The sequence below is a fragment of the Pseudochrobactrum saccharolyticum genome (genome assembly GCF_008801715.1).
Taxonomy (GTDB): domain Bacteria; phylum Pseudomonadota; class Alphaproteobacteria; order Rhizobiales; family Rhizobiaceae; genus Pseudochrobactrum; species Pseudochrobactrum saccharolyticum.
Map to the genome: position 1 here is coordinate 976,676 of NZ_VZPG01000001.1, position 14,733 is coordinate 991,408.

Genomic DNA, 14,733 nt, shown 5'->3' on the forward strand with positions numbered 1-14,733 from the left:
TCAGGTAACATAAGAGCCGATTGAAGCAGCAACCAGACCGATCGCCACAGCAATCAACGCACCGTAAACACGCGGCTTATCCAGCAAAACAGCGAATGCTGAAAACCATGCGACGATTGCCGCACCAAGTGCAAACAAGAAGCCGGGCTTGTCATAAACCACAAGATTTACGGTTATCAGGGCACCAATAATCAGCGCGCCGAAAACGATCATCATGCCCATGGCATATTTTTCATAATCGTCCATATGCATTTCCTATGTACCAGCCCGTGCGGGCTTAAAGCAGTTTTAAACACAGCCTGCAGTGCAATAACCGCCAGCTTGTCATCATTTCAAAGCCAGACAATCACTTTTAACGTGAATCTTCAACTGCAGATCATCATGAATATCAGCAATCGCACTGCTTTTCAGGGGATTATTTCAGGCAATGGTTGATGTGAAATCAGCCGAATAGCGCATTTCGCGCAACGGGCGCACAGCCTGAGTCGTCGCATCATAGGTCGGATGCGCCTTGAAAGCCGCCAAGGCTGCTTCGTCACGGAACTCGCCATAAACAACCAGATCAATCCTGTCACACATCGGATCAACTTTGCTGTTCGCGACAACTTCAAAACATTCGGAATGGGGAATCGTCGCCAGAGCCCGTAAACGGCGACATACATCCTCCACGTCCTGATCTTTTTTGACGCTGAAAAATACAATATGCCGTATCACGAGTGTTTCCTAACCAGCCGGTTGATATGAAGAATGGTTATCTATCATATGGGCGCCGGAAAAGTCATCTTCAATTCAATGTGAAAATTGAGCGTTAAGCCGCTTCACGGTCTGCTTCCGTGCCCGGAGCCAGCCGGACTTCAAGACCGTTCAGATCCTGCGTCATAATAATCTGGCAGGAAAGCCGCGAATTATCCTCGACATGGAAGGTCTGGTCGAGCTGATCCAGCTCTTCATCCTGCGGATCATAGAGTTTATCCGCCCATTCCGGCGTTACATAAACATGACAAGTGCCGCAGGCACAGGCACCGCCGCATTCCGCTTTAATATTCAGGCCCCAGTCACGGATCACTTCCATAACGCGAAAGCCTTCGAGAGCCTCAAGCGTATGCCGCTCGCCCTTTTGATCGGTTACATGAATGAAAAGTGTATCAGAACTCAAAACGATGCCTTTTGAACAGCGCAGACTTGGGAGATATAATGGTAGATAATGTTTTCAGCACATAAAACAAGCTTTATTCCTGCCTCCCTGTCCCTAAACCGTGAATTGACCATAGTGAAAACTATTCAGGCTGTATTGAAAACAGCTGATCTTACAGACCCTGTCGCCGCCGCCAGCTATATCCGGCCAGTCCCTGCTCGGCACCATGAATGCCACCGGCAACCGGCTGATAATAGAGGCCGCTATCGTGCAGTTCTCCGGTAAGCAGACGTTGCAAAGTCCGTGCATCTTTAACCTGCAGCGTGTCAAAACCGGAGCGCAGCATCGCACTCACCTGATCAATATGCACAGCGCCTGATGCTCTGATCTCACCGGCAAATCCGTAATGAGAGCGCAGCCGTGCGGCTTTGGAAAAAGAGCGCCCATCATTAAAAGCCGGAAAATCCAGCACCAGCACATCAATCCGGTCGAGACCGGCTAGCAGCGCATCCAGCGTTTCACCGGCTTCCACCCGCACACCGATACGGATATTGCGCAGGCGATTTGGCTGTGTGTTCAGCTCTGCCCAGAGTGTCAGCGATAGCAGCACAGCTGTGTGACCCGCAATTTCCTCAAGCGTCTCAACCGCTACAAATTCATCCTCGGTCAGGCCGCGGCGTGACCAGACGACAGGTAATGCAACATCCGTCATGCATCTGCTCCCTTTGTTTTATCCTGCTGCAAATGCTGCTCCAGCCCACCCAGATGAATACCGCATTCGGTTTTACCGGAACCTGACCAGCGCCCTGCCCGCTGATCTTCATCATCACTGACCGGCCGCGTGCATGGCATGCAACCAATAGAGCGGTAGCCCTGCTCCACCAGCGGATGCGGCGGCAGATGATGCACCTCGCGGTAGGCTTCCAGCTGTTCTGCATTCCAGTCTTTGAGAGGATTGATACGGATATGCTGCCCTACAGCTTCAAAGGCAGGCAGACTGTTGCGCGTTGTCGCCTGAAACTGCTTGCGCCCTGTGAACCATGCCTGAAATGGTGCAATGCCCTGTGCAAGCGGCTGGACTTTGCGTAAATCGCAGCAACGGTCTTTGTCCGTCAGGCACAGAGCGCCCAGCGGATCATGCGTTTTCAAAGCGCTTGCATCCGGCAGAAGATCACGGACATCTGTCAGCCCCAGCTCCTGCACCAGTTGCGCCTGATAGCGCAATGTTGCCGGAAAATGCTTATTGGTTTGCAAAAACAAAACCGGCAGTGACGGCTGCGCCTGCGCAATCAGATGCAGCAAAATTGCAGAATCCGCACCGAAAGAGGATACGGCTGCCAGCCCTGCACCAAATTCCTGCACACTGGCAGCAATAATGTCCTCAGCCGGTGCCTCACCATAAAGATGATTGAGATGCTGAACCCTGTCCGCAACCCGTTGATGCGTATCAGGCTGCATGGGCAGCCTCCCCGTAGAGTGCGGTTTTAAACGGCTGCGCCCCTAAACGCCGATAGGTTTCCAGAAAACTTTCCTGCGGTGCGCTGCGGATAGTCAGATAGGTATTGACCACCGTCTCAATAGCATCCACCACGTCTTCAGATGAGAAGCCGCGACCGGTAATGTCACCGATAGATGTCTGCTCATCACCGGAACCGCCGAGCGTGATCTGGTATAGTTCCTCACCTTTTTTCTCCACGCCGAGAATACCGATATGGCCGACATGGTGATGACCACAAGCATTGATGCAGCCGGAGATTTTGATCTTCAGATCACCGATCTCTTCCTGCCGCGCCTGCGAACCGAAACGCTCGGAAATACGCTGCGCCACAGGAATGGAGCGGGCATTGGCCAGCGCGCAATAGTCCAGACCAGGACAGGCAATAATATCGGTAATCAGCCCTGCATTGGCTGTGGCAAGACCGGCCTGCTGCAATTGCGCATAAAGCACAGGTAAATCGGCCAGTGCTACATGCGGCAGCACCAGATTTTGCTCATGGCTGACGCGGATTTCTGCCTGCGAGTAATGCTCAGCGAGATCAGCCACAATGTCCATCTGATCGGCAGACGCATCGCCCGGAATTTCACCGATCGCTTTGAGCGAGATTGTCACCACACCATAATCAGGGTGCTTATGCGGTGTCACATTACGGGAAAACCATGAGGCAAAACCCGCATCATTTTTACGTGTTGCAGCGACAAGCCCGTGCCCCTCTGCGCGCTCCGGCAAATCAGGCGCAGCAAAATAGGCATTAATGGCCGCAATATCGGCCTCCGGCAGTTTCAGATCACTGTCTTTAATCACCTGCCATTCGGCTTCAATCTGCGCCTGCAAATCCTCCAGTCCGGTTTCATGAACGAGGATTTTGATACGGGCCTTATATTTATTATCACGGCGGCCATGGAGATTATAAACCCGCACAATAGCGGTGATATAGGTCAGCAAATCGGCTTCCGGCAGGAAATCCCGCACCTTCTTGGCAATCATCGGCGTACGCCCCTGCCCGCCGCCGATATAAACCGCAAAGCCACGCTGTCCTTGCTCGTTCTCTTTCAGATGCAGCCCGATATCATGCACCTGAATGGCTGCACGATCTGCCTCAGCCCCTGTTACCGCAATTTTGAATTTGCGCGGCAAGTAAGAGAATTCCGGATGTAATGATGACCATTGGCGTAAAATTTCGGCATAGGGGCGCGGATCGGCCACTTCATCGCGTGCCGCACCGGCGAAATGATCGGCTGTTACATTGCGGATGCAATTACCGGAGGTTTGGATAGCATGCATCTCCACCTCGGCCAGTTCTTCCAGAATGGCGGGAATATCGGTGAGTTTCGGCCAGTTGAACTGTAAATTCTGTCGCGTGGTAAAATGCCCGTAACCACGGTCATAGACACGGGCAATATGCGCCAGCTTGCGCATCTGACGCGAGGATAAAGTGCCGTAAGGAATAGCAATGCGCAGCATATAGGCATGGAGTTGCAGATAGACACCATTCATCAGCCGCAGCGGCTTGAAATGATCTTCGCTCAGCTCACCGCTCAGACGACGTGCAACCTGATCGCGAAACTGTTCCACACGGGCGAAAACAAATTCGCGGTCAAACTCATCATACCGATACATTCAACGCTCTCCCAATGCGCATTAAAATTCAACCAGCTACAGAATGCAGCCGTACAACAGGTGTGATTGTCGGGCCGGACAGACGAATGCGTTCACGCAGGCGAACCGGAAACAGTTCATTGCCACGCTCTTCGACCTCAATCAGATTGATATCCACCACCTCGTCAAAACGGCTGGCCTGCTGACCGGCCGCTTCCAGCGCTGCCACAGCTTCAGGATGACGCGCCAACAATGCCCCGCGAATGGAACTCGCCCAATGACCATCCGCAGCAAGCCAGACCGAAACACCGTCGCTCAGACGATTGGCACTCAGAACTTTGACTGTCATTATGCTTTCTCCTTTTCACCGGCTTGCAAGGCATGCAATACCGGTGTCTGTTGCTGGGCAAGCGGGCGGGCATCTTCCAGAGAGGCACCGGCAACCGCATCGCCGATAATCACCATCACCGGCCCTTGCAGCTCTTTATGATTTTTCAGATGTGCCAGATCTTTTAAGAGGCCGTGCAGCATTACACGCTCGCTCCGTCCGGCATTTTCCACCACGGCCACCGCCGTATCTTCATGCAGACCGGCACCGATCAGGCGGCTCGCAACAGAAGCGGCAACGCTTGCGCCCATATAGACAGCAATGGTTGCGCCGCTGAGAGCAAGCCGCGCCCAGTCCGGCAGTATGTCCCCCGCCATATCGTGACCGGTGGTGAAAATCAGGGAGGATGCAACACCACGCAATGTCAAAGGCAACTGCATATCTGCGGCAGCGGCAATGGCTGAAGTAATGCCGGGCACGATCTCGAAACCGATATTGGCTGCACGCAAAGCGGCCATTTCTTCACCGGCACGGCCAAAGACCAGCGGATCACCGGATTTGAGCCGCACAACGCGCTGCCCTTCCTGAGCAAGCTCAACAAGCAGCTGATTGATCTCGCTCTGGCTTTTGCTATGGCAGCCTTTGCGCTTACCCACAGGAATGCGTACCGCATCGCGCCTGCCCATAGTAACCACGCTCTCCGGCACCAGCGCATCATAAAGGATCACATCCGCCTGCATCAGCACGCGTTGCGCACGCAAAGTCAGCAGATCTTCAGCCCCCGGTCCAGCACCGACCAGCCAGACATAACCGGCAGGGATATTCACCTCAATCAGAGCCTGATCGGCCAGCTCCCGCGCAAGGTTCAGATCACCGCGCTCAACAGCCTGTGTAATTGTGCCGTTGAAAAATACATTCCAGAACTGACGCCGCGCTGTACCTCTCGGCAGTGTGCTTTCCACCTTGTCACGATAATCCGCAGCCAGTTGCGCCAGTGCACCGATCTGCGGAGAAAGCGCTGCACCGATCTCGCGGCGCAGTTTTTGCGCCAATACCGGCCCTGCACCTTCCGTGCCGATTGCCACGGCAACCGGTGCGTGAGCCACCAGCGCAGGTGTGAAGAAATCGCACAGATGCGGCCTGTCGACCACATTGACCGGAATATGCCGTGCTTTTGTCTCATCAGCGATATTCGCATCCTGTGCGGCATCACCTGTCGCCACGAATGCGAGTTTCACCTGAGCGAAATCATTATCCTGCAAAGCACCGGTACGTAAATTATAGCCACCATCCAGCACGAACTGCACCAGATCAGCTTCCGGTGTCTCACCTTCCGGTACCACGATGCGGATTTGCGCTGTTGTTTCAGCAATCAGCCGCGCTTTGTTCAGCGCCTCTTCACCACCGCCAACGATCAGCACTGCCGCGCTGTCCACGCGGAAGAAAGCCGGAAAAGCCGTTAATCTGGTTGGGTGAGCCGTCACAATCAGCACCTTTCAAAGGGTGGTTAAAGATTGTGCCGAGTATCGCGCATTCTGCGACAGCTTATAAGCAACAGGCTTGTGCGCTTGACCGCTGCGCCGCATCGCTTTTGCGAGTTTTGCAAATTTCGTGAAATTTAGTTCCGGAAACTGACAGCCGCCGGAATATGCACCGGCCAGCGGCGCGGCAGCACCGCGATAAGATCAAAGCGAAGAGAAAGCCTGTCATGATCCGGCTGACGGGCAAGCCAATGATCGGCTGCGGACTCAATCCGGTACAGGTTCATAGCACCGACAGCTTCCATTGCCGCTTCAACAGAAGCACGCGCTTTGACCTCAACAATCAGCACCAGACTGCCGCGTCTGGCGATCAGATCAATCTCGCCAAAGCGGGTTTTATAGCGCCGCTCGACAATACGAAAACCTTTAAGCATCAGAGCAAAAGCGGCCAGCCGTTCCGCCCGTATCCCGCGAGAAAATGCCTGTTGCTTTTTCTCACGAGACGTACTCATTATTTTGGAGCCTTCAATATCATCAGGCGCTGATACAGCTCGCCTTTTTGTTTACCGGTCATACGGGAGGCTTCACCCGCAGCTTTAGACGGTGAAAGCTCCTGTGCAAGCGAGAGCAACAGAGCATCAATATCCTGCTCGGTCACCAGCACGGAATTTTGCAACGGCGCACCGACCAGCAACACCACTTCACCGCGAATACGGTCTTCGCCGTCATATTGTTCGCACAGCGCACCCAAAGTCGAGGTTGAAAAAGTCTCATAGGCTTTGGTGAGCTCACGGCACAAAGCGGCAGGACGATCAGCACCAAAGACTGCCGCCATATCCTGCAAAGTATCCGATGCACGGTTAGGCGATTCAAAGAAAATCAGCGTCGTATCAATGGTCTTATAGGTCTCAAGTTTATTGCGGCGCTGCCCCTGTTTCGGCGGCAGGAAGCCGCAAAACATGAAACTGTCGGTCGGCAGGCCGGAGGCCATCAAAGCCGCCATCACCGCCGAGGCACCGGGCACCGGCACCACTTTATAACCGGCATTGCGGGCTTCCTCGACCAGACGATAGCCCGGATCGGAAACCAGCGGCGTACCGGCATCGGAAACCAGTGCCACGCTTTTACCGGCCGCCAGAGCTTCCAGAATTTTTGGCCCGGCTTCAGCAGCATTATGCTCGTGATAGGCCATCGGACGGCGGGCAATTGCAAAACGATTGAGCAGCACACGGGTAACGCGCGTATCCTCACAGGCCAGCACATCACACGATGCCAGCACTTCCAGCGCCCGCAATGTTATATCACCGAGATTACCGATTGGCGTGGCGACAATATAGAGCGCAGGCTCAATCGGGCGGGCACGGAAGTTCTTTTCCCCCACCACATAGCCGCGCGTTTCCTGTAGATTGTCTTCCACGTTCTATCCTTATTTTAAAGGCTTATGCAGTCAGTTCTGCAACCAGCGTATTGAGCAGCAAAGCACCATCCGGCGTTGCCCGCAAGAAACGCTCATCGCGCAGTTCCAGCAATTTTTGCTCCAGCAACTGTTCCAGCCGCTGCGGGTTCAGACCATGGCCGGTCAGCTTCTGATAGCGGTTGAGATCAACACCTTCTTTCAGGCGCAGTCCCATCATCAGAAACTCATCGCCTTCCTGTTCCGCTGTCAGATATTCTTCCTCAATAATACCGTGACCGGAGGCTTCAACCTTATCCACCCATGTTTCAGGATGTTTTTCGGTAATGGTTACCGTGCGTGTGCCATTCTCACGGAAACGCCCATGCGCACCGGGGCCAACGCCGACATATTCGCCATAGCGCCAATAGACCAGATTATGCTGGGACTCACGCCCTGCAACCGCATGATTGGAAATCTCATAAGCAGGCAGACCAAGCTCTGCTGTCACGCGCTGCGTCTCTTCATAAAGCGCTGCCGCATGATCCGGCTCCGGCGTGGTCAGTTTGCCAGCCTTCCAGAGATTATAGAACTGTGTGCCTTCTTCAATCGTCAACTGATAGAGCGACAAATGATCGGCTGCGAGGGCTACGGCCTCACGCAATTCCGCATTCCAGTCGGCAATCGTCTGGTCAGGGCGGGCATAGATCAAATCGAAGGACAGACGCGGGAAAATCTCACGTGCCAGACCGATCGCCACTTTCGCCTCGGCAACAGAATGCAATCGTCCGAGACGCTTGAGATCACGGTCATTCAGTGCCTGCACACCGAGCGATACGCGATTGACACCGGCAGCGCGGTAGCCTCGAAAACGGTCGGCCTCCACACTGGTCGGATTGGCTTCCAGCGACACTTCAATATTGTCAGCAACGGACCAGTATTTGGCGATTCCATCCAGCAACGCGCCGACAGTCTGCGGCTGCATCAGTGATGGTGTGCCACCGCCCAGAAAAATACTGGTAACCGTGCGTGGTCCTGTCCGCTCGCGCAAAGTCGCCATCTCGCGCAAGAAACTCTGCGCAAAACGCGGCTGATCCACCGGCTGATGCCGCACATGCGAATTAAAATCGCAATAAGGACATTTAGCCATGCAGAACGGCCAATGTAGATAAATGCCGAAAGCATGATCCCCGTCTGCCTGCAGTATGGGCAACGGGTTCACACTATTTGCATTAGCGACGGCAGACAGAGACTGCATTATTTAACATCCGCCAAAGCAAATTTTGCTTCGGCAAAAAGTTTGAATGCGCGGGCACGGTGCGACAAGGCATGAGCATCACCCGGCTTCCAGCCGTGTTTTTCCGTTGCTGTCATTTCACCGAATGTCTTGTCATAACCATCCGGCAGGAACAGCGGGTCAAAGCCGAAACCGTCATTGCCGCGTGGCGTTACAATCTGGCCTTCAACTTCACCGCGGTAATATTCCGCGTGACCATCCGGCCAGCACAGGCAGATCACAGAGACAAAGCGGCCCTTGCGCTGTTCCGGCTGCATCGCACCTGCGGCTGCAAGCTTATCGATGACTTTGCCCATCGCCATATTGAAATCACGGCTACCATCCGGCAGCTCCGCCCAATTGGCGGTGTAGACGCCAGGCTCTCCGCCAAGCGCATCCACCATCATACCGGAATCATCCGAGAGAGCCGGCAGACCGGTTGCTTCAGCCGCAGCAAAAGCTTTGATATAAGCATTCTGCTCAAAAGTTGTGCCGGTTTCATCCGGCTCAGGCAGGCCAAGCTGACCGGCTGACTGGGTATCAAAACCAAATGGCCCGATCAGATCGGCAAACTCTTTGAGCTTACCCGCATTGTGACTTGCAACAACCAGTTTGCCTTTGTTCAGCTCTCTCATCAGTTTATCCATTATTCCATAATTTGGGTTCAGCGAATTCCAGTGAATTGCCGGAAGGATCGCGGATGTAAAGTGAGCGCGCGCCATTCGGCCAGTCAAATTCGCGCTCAACCTCGATACCATGTTTTTCCAGATGTTGCTTCCAGTCTGCGATTTCCTCGCGGCTGGCTGCAAAACACATATGGCCTGCACCGGTTGTACCATGGCTCGGGACAGGCAGCGCCCCTTCCGGTGCCGGTTTTACCGTCTCTTTGGCGTCGAAAATCAACAATACGCCCTCGCCGCAGCGAAAAAATGCATTGCGATGATTATAGGGCAATGCCAGTTCCAGCCCCAGAATATCGCGGTAGAACTGCACAGCCTCTTCGATATCGCGCACATAAAGCGCGGTTTCAAGGATCTGTTTCGGTTTCAGCTGTTCGTTCTGCATTATGAATTTCCCACCATCATCATTGTTACGGAAATGCTCCGGCCCGTTATAACAGGTTCCGGAACATTCTCCGCTCACGATCGGGTGAATTATCCAATTAAACTATTGGATAATTTGGAATGCATTCAGAGCCGCCTGTTTCCGAATTAAGAAACAGCCATTTTCTGCAGGTCAACCAGACGCTTAATGCCGTTGCGTGCCAGCACCATCAGCGCCGCAAACTCTTCATCCGAGAATGGTTCACCTTCGGCAGTGCCCTGCACTTCAACAATACCGCCGCGACCGGTCATCACGAAATTCGCATCGGTCTGCGCGGATGAATCTTCCGGATAATCCAGATCAATCACCGGCACACCTTCGTAAATACCGCAGGAAATTGCAGCAACATGGTCCTTGAGAACCTTGTCGACCTTGACCATCTGGCGGGCTTCCATCCAGCGCAGGCAATCATGCAGTGCAACCCAGCCGCCGGTAATCGCCGCAGTACGGGTGCCGCCATCAGCCTGAATAACATCGCAGTCGACGGTGATCTGATATTCGCCCAGAGCCTGCATATCGACAACAGCGCGCAAGGAACGGCCGATCAGACGCTGAATTTCCTGTGTGCGGCCACCCTGCTTACCGCTGGCGGCTTCACGACGCATACGATCGCCGGTTGAGCGTGGCAGCATGCCATATTCTGCTGTGACCCAGCCCTTACCGCTGTTGCGCATCCAGCCCGGAACTTTTTCTTCAAGACTTGCGGTGCAAAGCACATGGGTATCGCCGAATTTCACAAGGCAGGAGCCTTCTGCATGTTTGGAAATACCGCGTTCAAAAGAGATTGCACGCATTTCGTCCGGAGTGCGTTTGGATGGACGCATGGATTTTCCTTTTAAAACAAGACTGCATCGCCAATGAGCGGCAGCCTGACTGTAATCTGATGACACCTTTGAAAGGCAGTTATCCTGCTTCTAAGCCTGTAGTCGCCAAATTTAAAGGAAAATCGAAGGGGAAACATGCAAAGGGCATCTCCCGCCCTTTGCCCGCGCTGCACAATAGCCTATATATTGCTCATAAACGGAGCCAATGAACCTATGATAAGACCGGATCGTGCTGACACTCTGCATGCCCCTTTACAGGTGCTGGATCAGCGGTCACGCGATATTTTCCAACGCATTGTTGAAAGCTATCTGAATGACGGCGAGCCGGTCGGTTCGCGTAATTTGTCACGTCTGCTGCCTTTGTCTTTGTCTCCGGCAACCATCCGTAATGTGATGAGTGATCTGGAACATCTGGGACTGGTCTATTCTCCGCATATTTCCGCAGGCCGGATGCCGACCCAACTGGGTCTGCGCTTCTTTGTCGATGCCTTTATGGAGGTCAGCGACCTTCCCGCTGATGAACGCAGCAGTATTGAACATCAGGTGCGGGCAGCAGGGCAAAATAACTCTGTCGAGCATGTGCTGACCGAAGCCAGCCAAATCCTCTCCGGCCTGTCACGCGGTGCCGGTCTGGTACTGGCGACCAAGGCCGAAGGCGCGCTCAAACATATTGAATTTGTACGGCTCGACCCGACCCGTGCTTTGGCGGTGATGGTCACGCAAAGCGGGGACGTGGAAAACCGTGTGCTTGATCTGCCCGCAGGTGTTACCTCTTCTCAGCTGATCGAAGCCTCGAATTTTCTGAATGCCCATATTCACGGTAAAACCCTTGCCGAAGCCCGCAATCAGATTGCAACTTTGCAAGAGGAAACCCGTCAGGCGCTCGACAGCCTCTCCCAGCATCTGGTGGAACAGGGGCTGGCAGTGTGGAGCGGTGCATCCGGTGACCAGCAAACCCGTTTGATTGTGCGCGGACGTTCCAATCTTCTGGAAAACATCTCCGCGCAGGATGATCTGGAGCGGTTGCGCCTGCTGTTTGACGATCTGGAAACCAAAGAAGGCATGATCCAGCTGCTGGATCTGGCGGAAGCCGGTTCCGGCGTGCGGATTTTCATCGGCTCGGAAAATAAACTCTTCTCCCTATCCGGCTCCTCACTGGTGGTTGCGCCCTATCGCGACTCCGAACAACGGGTCATCGGCGCGCTTGGCGTGATCGGCCCGACAAGGCTCAATTATGCCCGTATCGTGCCGATGGTGGACTATACGGCCTCGCTGGTTTCCCGCCTGTTACGAGGTTAAAACCGGTTTCACCCTGTTAATTTGCCGCGCCACAGAGCGATGGCCTTGATTTTCAGTACACAAACATCGATATCCCAGACAATATGATTCAAGACGGAAGAGAATAATGGCTGACGAAAAGAAAAACGGCGAAACCCCAGATCTTGGCCAGCGCGACCTGAATAATCCGCGTGACCGCGATGCTCTGAAGCGTGCCGCTGATGATTTTCTGAAAGCGCGCAAGGATGAAGCAGTGGCTGAAGCTGCAGAAGATGATGCTGCCGCTGAAGATGCCATCAACCCGCTTGCCGAATTGCAGGTGGAAAATAATGCGCTGAAAGACCAGATGCTGCGTCTGGCTGCGGATATGGAAAATCTGCGTAAACGCACTGCCCGCGAAATGCAGGATGCGAAAGCCTATGCGGTAACCAATTTTGCCCGCGACATGCTTTCAGTTTCCGACAATCTGCGTCGTGCGCTGGATGCTATTCCAACAGATGCGCTTGCTGAAGACACAGGCCTGAAAGCTCTGGCTGAAGGCGTGGAAATGACTGAACGCGCAATGATCAATGCGCTGGAACGTCATGGCGTAACCCAGTTGTCGCCGGAAGGTCAGAAATTCGACCCGAATTTCCATCAGGCGATCTTTGAAGTACCGAATGCTGAAGTGCCTAATAATACAGTCGTTCAGGTCATGCAGACCGGCTATGCCATCGGCGACCGCGTTCTGCGTCCGGCCATGGTCGGCGTATCACGCGGCGGTCCTAAAGAATAAAATTTTCTGACATTGCGGCTTAACATCAGTCTCAGTCGCTCAGTGTAAAGACAAAAACGGACGCAGGGCTTTCCTTGCGTCCGCTTTTTATTGGGCTGAATTTTCATAAAATTGCGCTACACAGGAATAAGCAATCCGGTGCGATTTGCTTAGATAAGGGAGGACAAGACATGACATTTATCGATTTTATCGACTATGCCGGTGTCTTTGTCTTTGCCGCAACCGGTGCGCTGGCAGCCTCGCGCTGCCGTCTTGATATTATCGGCTTCATCTTTCTTGCCAATATGACCGCCGTCGGCGGTGGTGCCCTGCGCGATCTGATGCTCGGTAATACACCGGTCAACTGGGTGCGTGAACCGCTCTATCTGCTGATCGGCACCAGTGCGGCTGTTCTGGTCTATTTCACCGCACACCGTGTTGAATCGCGTTATCGTATTTTGCTCTGGCTTGATGCGATCGGCATGGCGATGTTCAGCGTGATGGGCGCAGAAAAAGCATTGCATCTCGGTTTCAATGCATGGGTTGCCATCGTTGCCGGTATTTTCACCGCAACAATGGGCGGCGTTTTGCGCGATGTCGTGGCAGGGCAGCCGTCCGTATTGATGCGCCGTGAAATCTATATTTCCGCAGCGCTGGCCGGTGCCTGTACGTTTGTGGCGCTGAGTGCACTCAGTGCGCCGATCACATTCTCTGTGCTGGCCGGTACCGGCATCGCTTTTCTGATCCGTGGCGGCGCTTTATATTACGGCTGGGTACTGCCTGCACACAAAGCGCGACGCGGGCGCACAGAAGAAGAACTCAAACGTGACGGTATTGTGCGCGACGAATAAAACGGGAAGTAATATTTCCCTCCCCGTTTCGTTTTATGTCTTTAGCTGGCTTTGATAAGACCGGCCTGTGCAGCAATATCTTTCAGATTATTCTGCGGACGCGGACCGATTTGCTGGATAACAATACCGGCAGCCAATGAGCCGAACGCACCGCATTCTTTCAGCTGATAGTCGTTGGTATAGCCATAGAGAAAACCGGCGGCATAAAGATCGCCTGCACCGGTTGTATCGACCAGCGCGTCAATTTCAATCGCCTGCACTTCCACGGTTTCATCACCACGCAGAATGATCGAGCCCTGCTCCGAACGGGTCACTGCAGCCAGCTTGCAATCGGCACGCAAGGCTTCGAGCGCACTCTCAAAAGATGAAGTTTGATAGAGCGATTTAACCTCCGCCTCATTGGCGAAAACAATATCGACGGTACCGGAGCGCATCAGATCAAGAAACTCATCACGGTAACGATCCACACAGAACGGATCGGAAAGGGTCATAGCCACTTCACGGCCATGCTCATGGGCGATTTTCGCCGCCAGCAAAATTGCTTCTTTGGCGCGTGGCGGATCCCACAAATAGCCTTCAAAATAAACCAGCTTGGATGTGCTGACTTTAGAGCTTTCAATATCTTCAATACCAAGCTCCACGCAGGCACCGAGATAGGTATTCATGGAACGCTCGCCATCGGGCGTCACAAAAATCATGGAACGCGCGGTTGGTACGCCTTCCTGCAATGGTGCCGTATCAAACGCCACACCCTGACTACGAATATCATGTGTAAAAATCGTGCCGAGCTGATCCATCGCAACTTTGCCAAAATAGGCAGAGCGACCGCCCAGACTGGCCACACCTGCCGCAGTATTGCCTGCGCTGCCGCCTGACGCTTCAATCGCAGGGCCTTTGCGGCTGTAAAGCAGCTCGGCTCTTTCGCTGTCGATCAAATTCATAGCACCTTTGATGATGCCGTTATTGACCAGAAAATCATCTTCGGTGCGGGAAATAATATCAACAATTGCATTCCCGATGCATAGCACGTCATATTTGGCGGCAGAAATGGCTTTTACTCCCATAAAAACTTCGCGGCGGATGACCGGAACTCAGCCCTCGCATCCATTGCGGCACCAGTTCTATCTATGGAATGTGTTTTTTGCCAGTGCAGAAAAGCGTTTTCATTTTCATCAATACAGCGGGTGATCTGTAAAACTCATCTTGTTGCCC

Annotated in this window: 18 protein-coding genes; 3 read left to right on the forward strand and 15 right to left on the reverse strand. The window is 53.5% G+C overall.

All coding sequences use genetic code 11. The annotated features are described in order from the left end of the window. From F7P81_RS04345 to rph, 14 genes are all read right to left on the reverse strand, one after another. The gene (locus F7P81_RS04345) at positions 1–246 is read right to left on the reverse strand and encodes a hypothetical protein (RefSeq protein WP_022710731.1); all 246 of its coding nucleotides are present in this window, start codon (positions 244–246) and stop codon (positions 1–3) included. Positions 247–420: 174 nt separating this feature from the next. Further along, positions 421–714 (reverse strand): Dabb family protein, encoded by a 294-nt coding sequence (locus F7P81_RS04350; RefSeq protein WP_022710730.1) that lies wholly within the window; start codon positions 712–714, stop codon positions 421–423. A 94-nt stretch (positions 715–808) separates the two neighbouring features. Continuing rightward, positions 809–1,156 (reverse strand): 2Fe-2S iron-sulfur cluster-binding protein, encoded by a 348-nt coding sequence (locus F7P81_RS04355; protein WP_022710729.1) that lies wholly within the window; start codon positions 1,154–1,156, stop codon positions 809–811. Between the two features lie 151 nt (positions 1,157–1,307). Beyond that, complete coding sequence (locus tag F7P81_RS04360; RefSeq protein ID WP_151158681.1) at positions 1,308–1,847, reverse strand: DUF934 domain-containing protein; 540 nt, start codon at positions 1,845–1,847, stop codon at positions 1,308–1,310. After that, the gene (locus F7P81_RS04365; RefSeq protein WP_151158682.1) at positions 1,844–2,593 is read right to left on the reverse strand and encodes a phosphoadenylyl-sulfate reductase; all 750 of its coding nucleotides are present in this window, start codon (positions 2,591–2,593) and stop codon (positions 1,844–1,846) included. The genes F7P81_RS04360 and F7P81_RS04365 overlap by 4 nt, the downstream gene beginning before the upstream one ends. After that, positions 2,583–4,253, reverse strand: coding sequence for a nitrite/sulfite reductase (locus F7P81_RS04370; RefSeq protein ID WP_151158683.1), 1,671 nt, complete (start codon positions 4,251–4,253; stop codon positions 2,583–2,585). Before F7P81_RS04370 ends, F7P81_RS04365 begins: the two co-directional genes overlap by 11 nt. 28 nt (positions 4,254–4,281) lie before the next feature. Further along, a complete protein-coding gene (locus F7P81_RS04375; protein WP_022710725.1) occupies positions 4,282–4,581 on the reverse strand; it encodes a DUF2849 domain-containing protein in 300 nt (99 codons plus the stop codon). Then, positions 4,581–6,053, reverse strand: a complete 1,473-nt coding sequence (cysG, locus tag F7P81_RS04380) for a siroheme synthase CysG (protein WP_151158684.1) — start codon at positions 6,051–6,053, stop codon at positions 4,581–4,583. The genes F7P81_RS04375 and cysG overlap by 1 nt, the downstream gene beginning before the upstream one ends. A 125-nt stretch (positions 6,054–6,178) precedes the next feature. Then, positions 6,179–6,553: a YraN family protein gene (locus F7P81_RS04385; protein WP_151158685.1), complete on the reverse strand. Its 375-nt coding sequence runs from the start codon at positions 6,551–6,553 to the stop codon at positions 6,179–6,181. Continuing rightward, positions 6,553–7,458, reverse strand: a complete 906-nt coding sequence (rsmI, locus tag F7P81_RS04390; RefSeq protein WP_151158686.1) for a 16S rRNA (cytidine(1402)-2'-O)-methyltransferase — start codon at positions 7,456–7,458, stop codon at positions 6,553–6,555. Before rsmI ends, F7P81_RS04385 begins: the two co-directional genes overlap by 1 nt. 22 nt (positions 7,459–7,480) lie before the next feature. Further along, complete coding sequence (gene hemW, locus F7P81_RS04395) at positions 7,481–8,692, reverse strand: radical SAM family heme chaperone HemW (RefSeq protein ID WP_022710721.1); 1,212 nt, start codon at positions 8,690–8,692, stop codon at positions 7,481–7,483. Further along, positions 8,692–9,345, reverse strand: coding sequence for an RdgB/HAM1 family non-canonical purine NTP pyrophosphatase (gene rdgB, locus F7P81_RS04400; RefSeq protein WP_121992264.1), 654 nt, complete (start codon positions 9,343–9,345; stop codon positions 8,692–8,694). The genes hemW and rdgB overlap by 1 nt, the downstream gene beginning before the upstream one ends. A gap of 4 nt (positions 9,346–9,349) precedes the next feature. Next, complete coding sequence (locus tag F7P81_RS04405; RefSeq protein ID WP_151158979.1) at positions 9,350–9,760, reverse strand: VOC family protein; 411 nt, start codon at positions 9,758–9,760, stop codon at positions 9,350–9,352. A 161-nt stretch (positions 9,761–9,921) separates the two neighbouring features. Further along, a complete protein-coding gene (rph, locus tag F7P81_RS04410; protein WP_022710718.1) occupies positions 9,922–10,638 on the reverse strand; it encodes a ribonuclease PH in 717 nt (238 codons plus the stop codon). A 213-nt stretch (positions 10,639–10,851) separates the two neighbouring features. On the opposite strand from rph, the gene hrcA reads away from it, so the two are divergent. The 3 genes from hrcA (at position 10,852) to F7P81_RS04425 (ending at position 13,521) form a co-directional block, all read left to right on the forward strand. Continuing rightward, positions 10,852–11,937 (forward strand): heat-inducible transcriptional repressor HrcA, encoded by a 1,086-nt coding sequence (gene hrcA / locus F7P81_RS04415; RefSeq protein WP_075654098.1) that lies wholly within the window; start codon positions 10,852–10,854, stop codon positions 11,935–11,937. Between the two features lie 106 nt (positions 11,938–12,043). Continuing rightward, the gene (gene grpE, locus F7P81_RS04420) at positions 12,044–12,691 is read left to right on the forward strand and encodes a nucleotide exchange factor GrpE (RefSeq protein WP_022710716.1); all 648 of its coding nucleotides are present in this window, start codon (positions 12,044–12,046) and stop codon (positions 12,689–12,691) included. Positions 12,692–12,861: 170 nt separating this feature from the next. Beyond that, entirely contained in the window at positions 12,862–13,521 is a 660-nt protein-coding gene (locus F7P81_RS04425; protein WP_121991953.1) for a trimeric intracellular cation channel family protein, read from the forward strand. Between the two features lie 41 nt (positions 13,522–13,562). On the opposite strand, the gene F7P81_RS04430 is transcribed toward F7P81_RS04425, so the two are convergent. Further along, positions 13,563–14,585, reverse strand: coding sequence for an adenosine kinase (locus tag F7P81_RS04430; RefSeq protein WP_022710714.1), 1,023 nt, complete (start codon positions 14,583–14,585; stop codon positions 13,563–13,565). Between the last annotated feature and the right edge of the window lie 148 nt (positions 14,586–14,733).

Coding starts and splice junctions, on each gene's coding strand:
- hrcA (WP_075654098.1), top strand. CDS start 10,852: ATGATAAGACCGGATCGTGCTGACACTCTGCATGCCCCTTTACAGGTG.
- F7P81_RS04425 (WP_121991953.1), top strand. CDS start 12,862: ATGACATTTATCGATTTTATCGACTATGCCGGTGTCTTTGTCTTTGCC.
- F7P81_RS04430 (WP_022710714.1), bottom strand. CDS start 14,585: ATGGGAGTAAAAGCCATTTCTGCCGCCAAATATGACGTGCTATGCATC.
- F7P81_RS04370 (WP_151158683.1), bottom strand. CDS start 4,253: ATGTATCGGTATGATGAGTTTGACCGCGAATTTGTTTTCGCCCGTGTG.
- F7P81_RS04360 (WP_151158681.1), bottom strand. CDS start 1,847: ATGACGGATGTTGCATTACCTGTCGTCTGGTCACGCCGCGGCCTGACC.
- hemW (WP_022710721.1), bottom strand. CDS start 8,692: ATGCAGTCTCTGTCTGCCGTCGCTAATGCAAATAGTGTGAACCCGTTG.
- rdgB (WP_121992264.1), bottom strand. CDS start 9,345: ATGAGAGAGCTGAACAAAGGCAAACTGGTTGTTGCAAGTCACAATGCG.
- F7P81_RS04345 (WP_022710731.1), bottom strand. CDS start 246: ATGGACGATTATGAAAAATATGCCATGGGCATGATGATCGTTTTCGGC.
- F7P81_RS04365 (WP_151158682.1), bottom strand. CDS start 2,593: ATGCAGCCTGATACGCATCAACGGGTTGCGGACAGGGTTCAGCATCTC.
- rph (WP_022710718.1), bottom strand. CDS start 10,638: ATGCGTCCATCCAAACGCACTCCGGACGAAATGCGTGCAATCTCTTTT.
- F7P81_RS04385 (WP_151158685.1), bottom strand. CDS start 6,553: ATGAGTACGTCTCGTGAGAAAAAGCAACAGGCATTTTCTCGCGGGATA.
- F7P81_RS04375 (WP_022710725.1), bottom strand. CDS start 4,581: ATGACAGTCAAAGTTCTGAGTGCCAATCGTCTGAGCGACGGTGTTTCG.
- grpE (WP_022710716.1), top strand. CDS start 12,044: ATGGCTGACGAAAAGAAAAACGGCGAAACCCCAGATCTTGGCCAGCGC.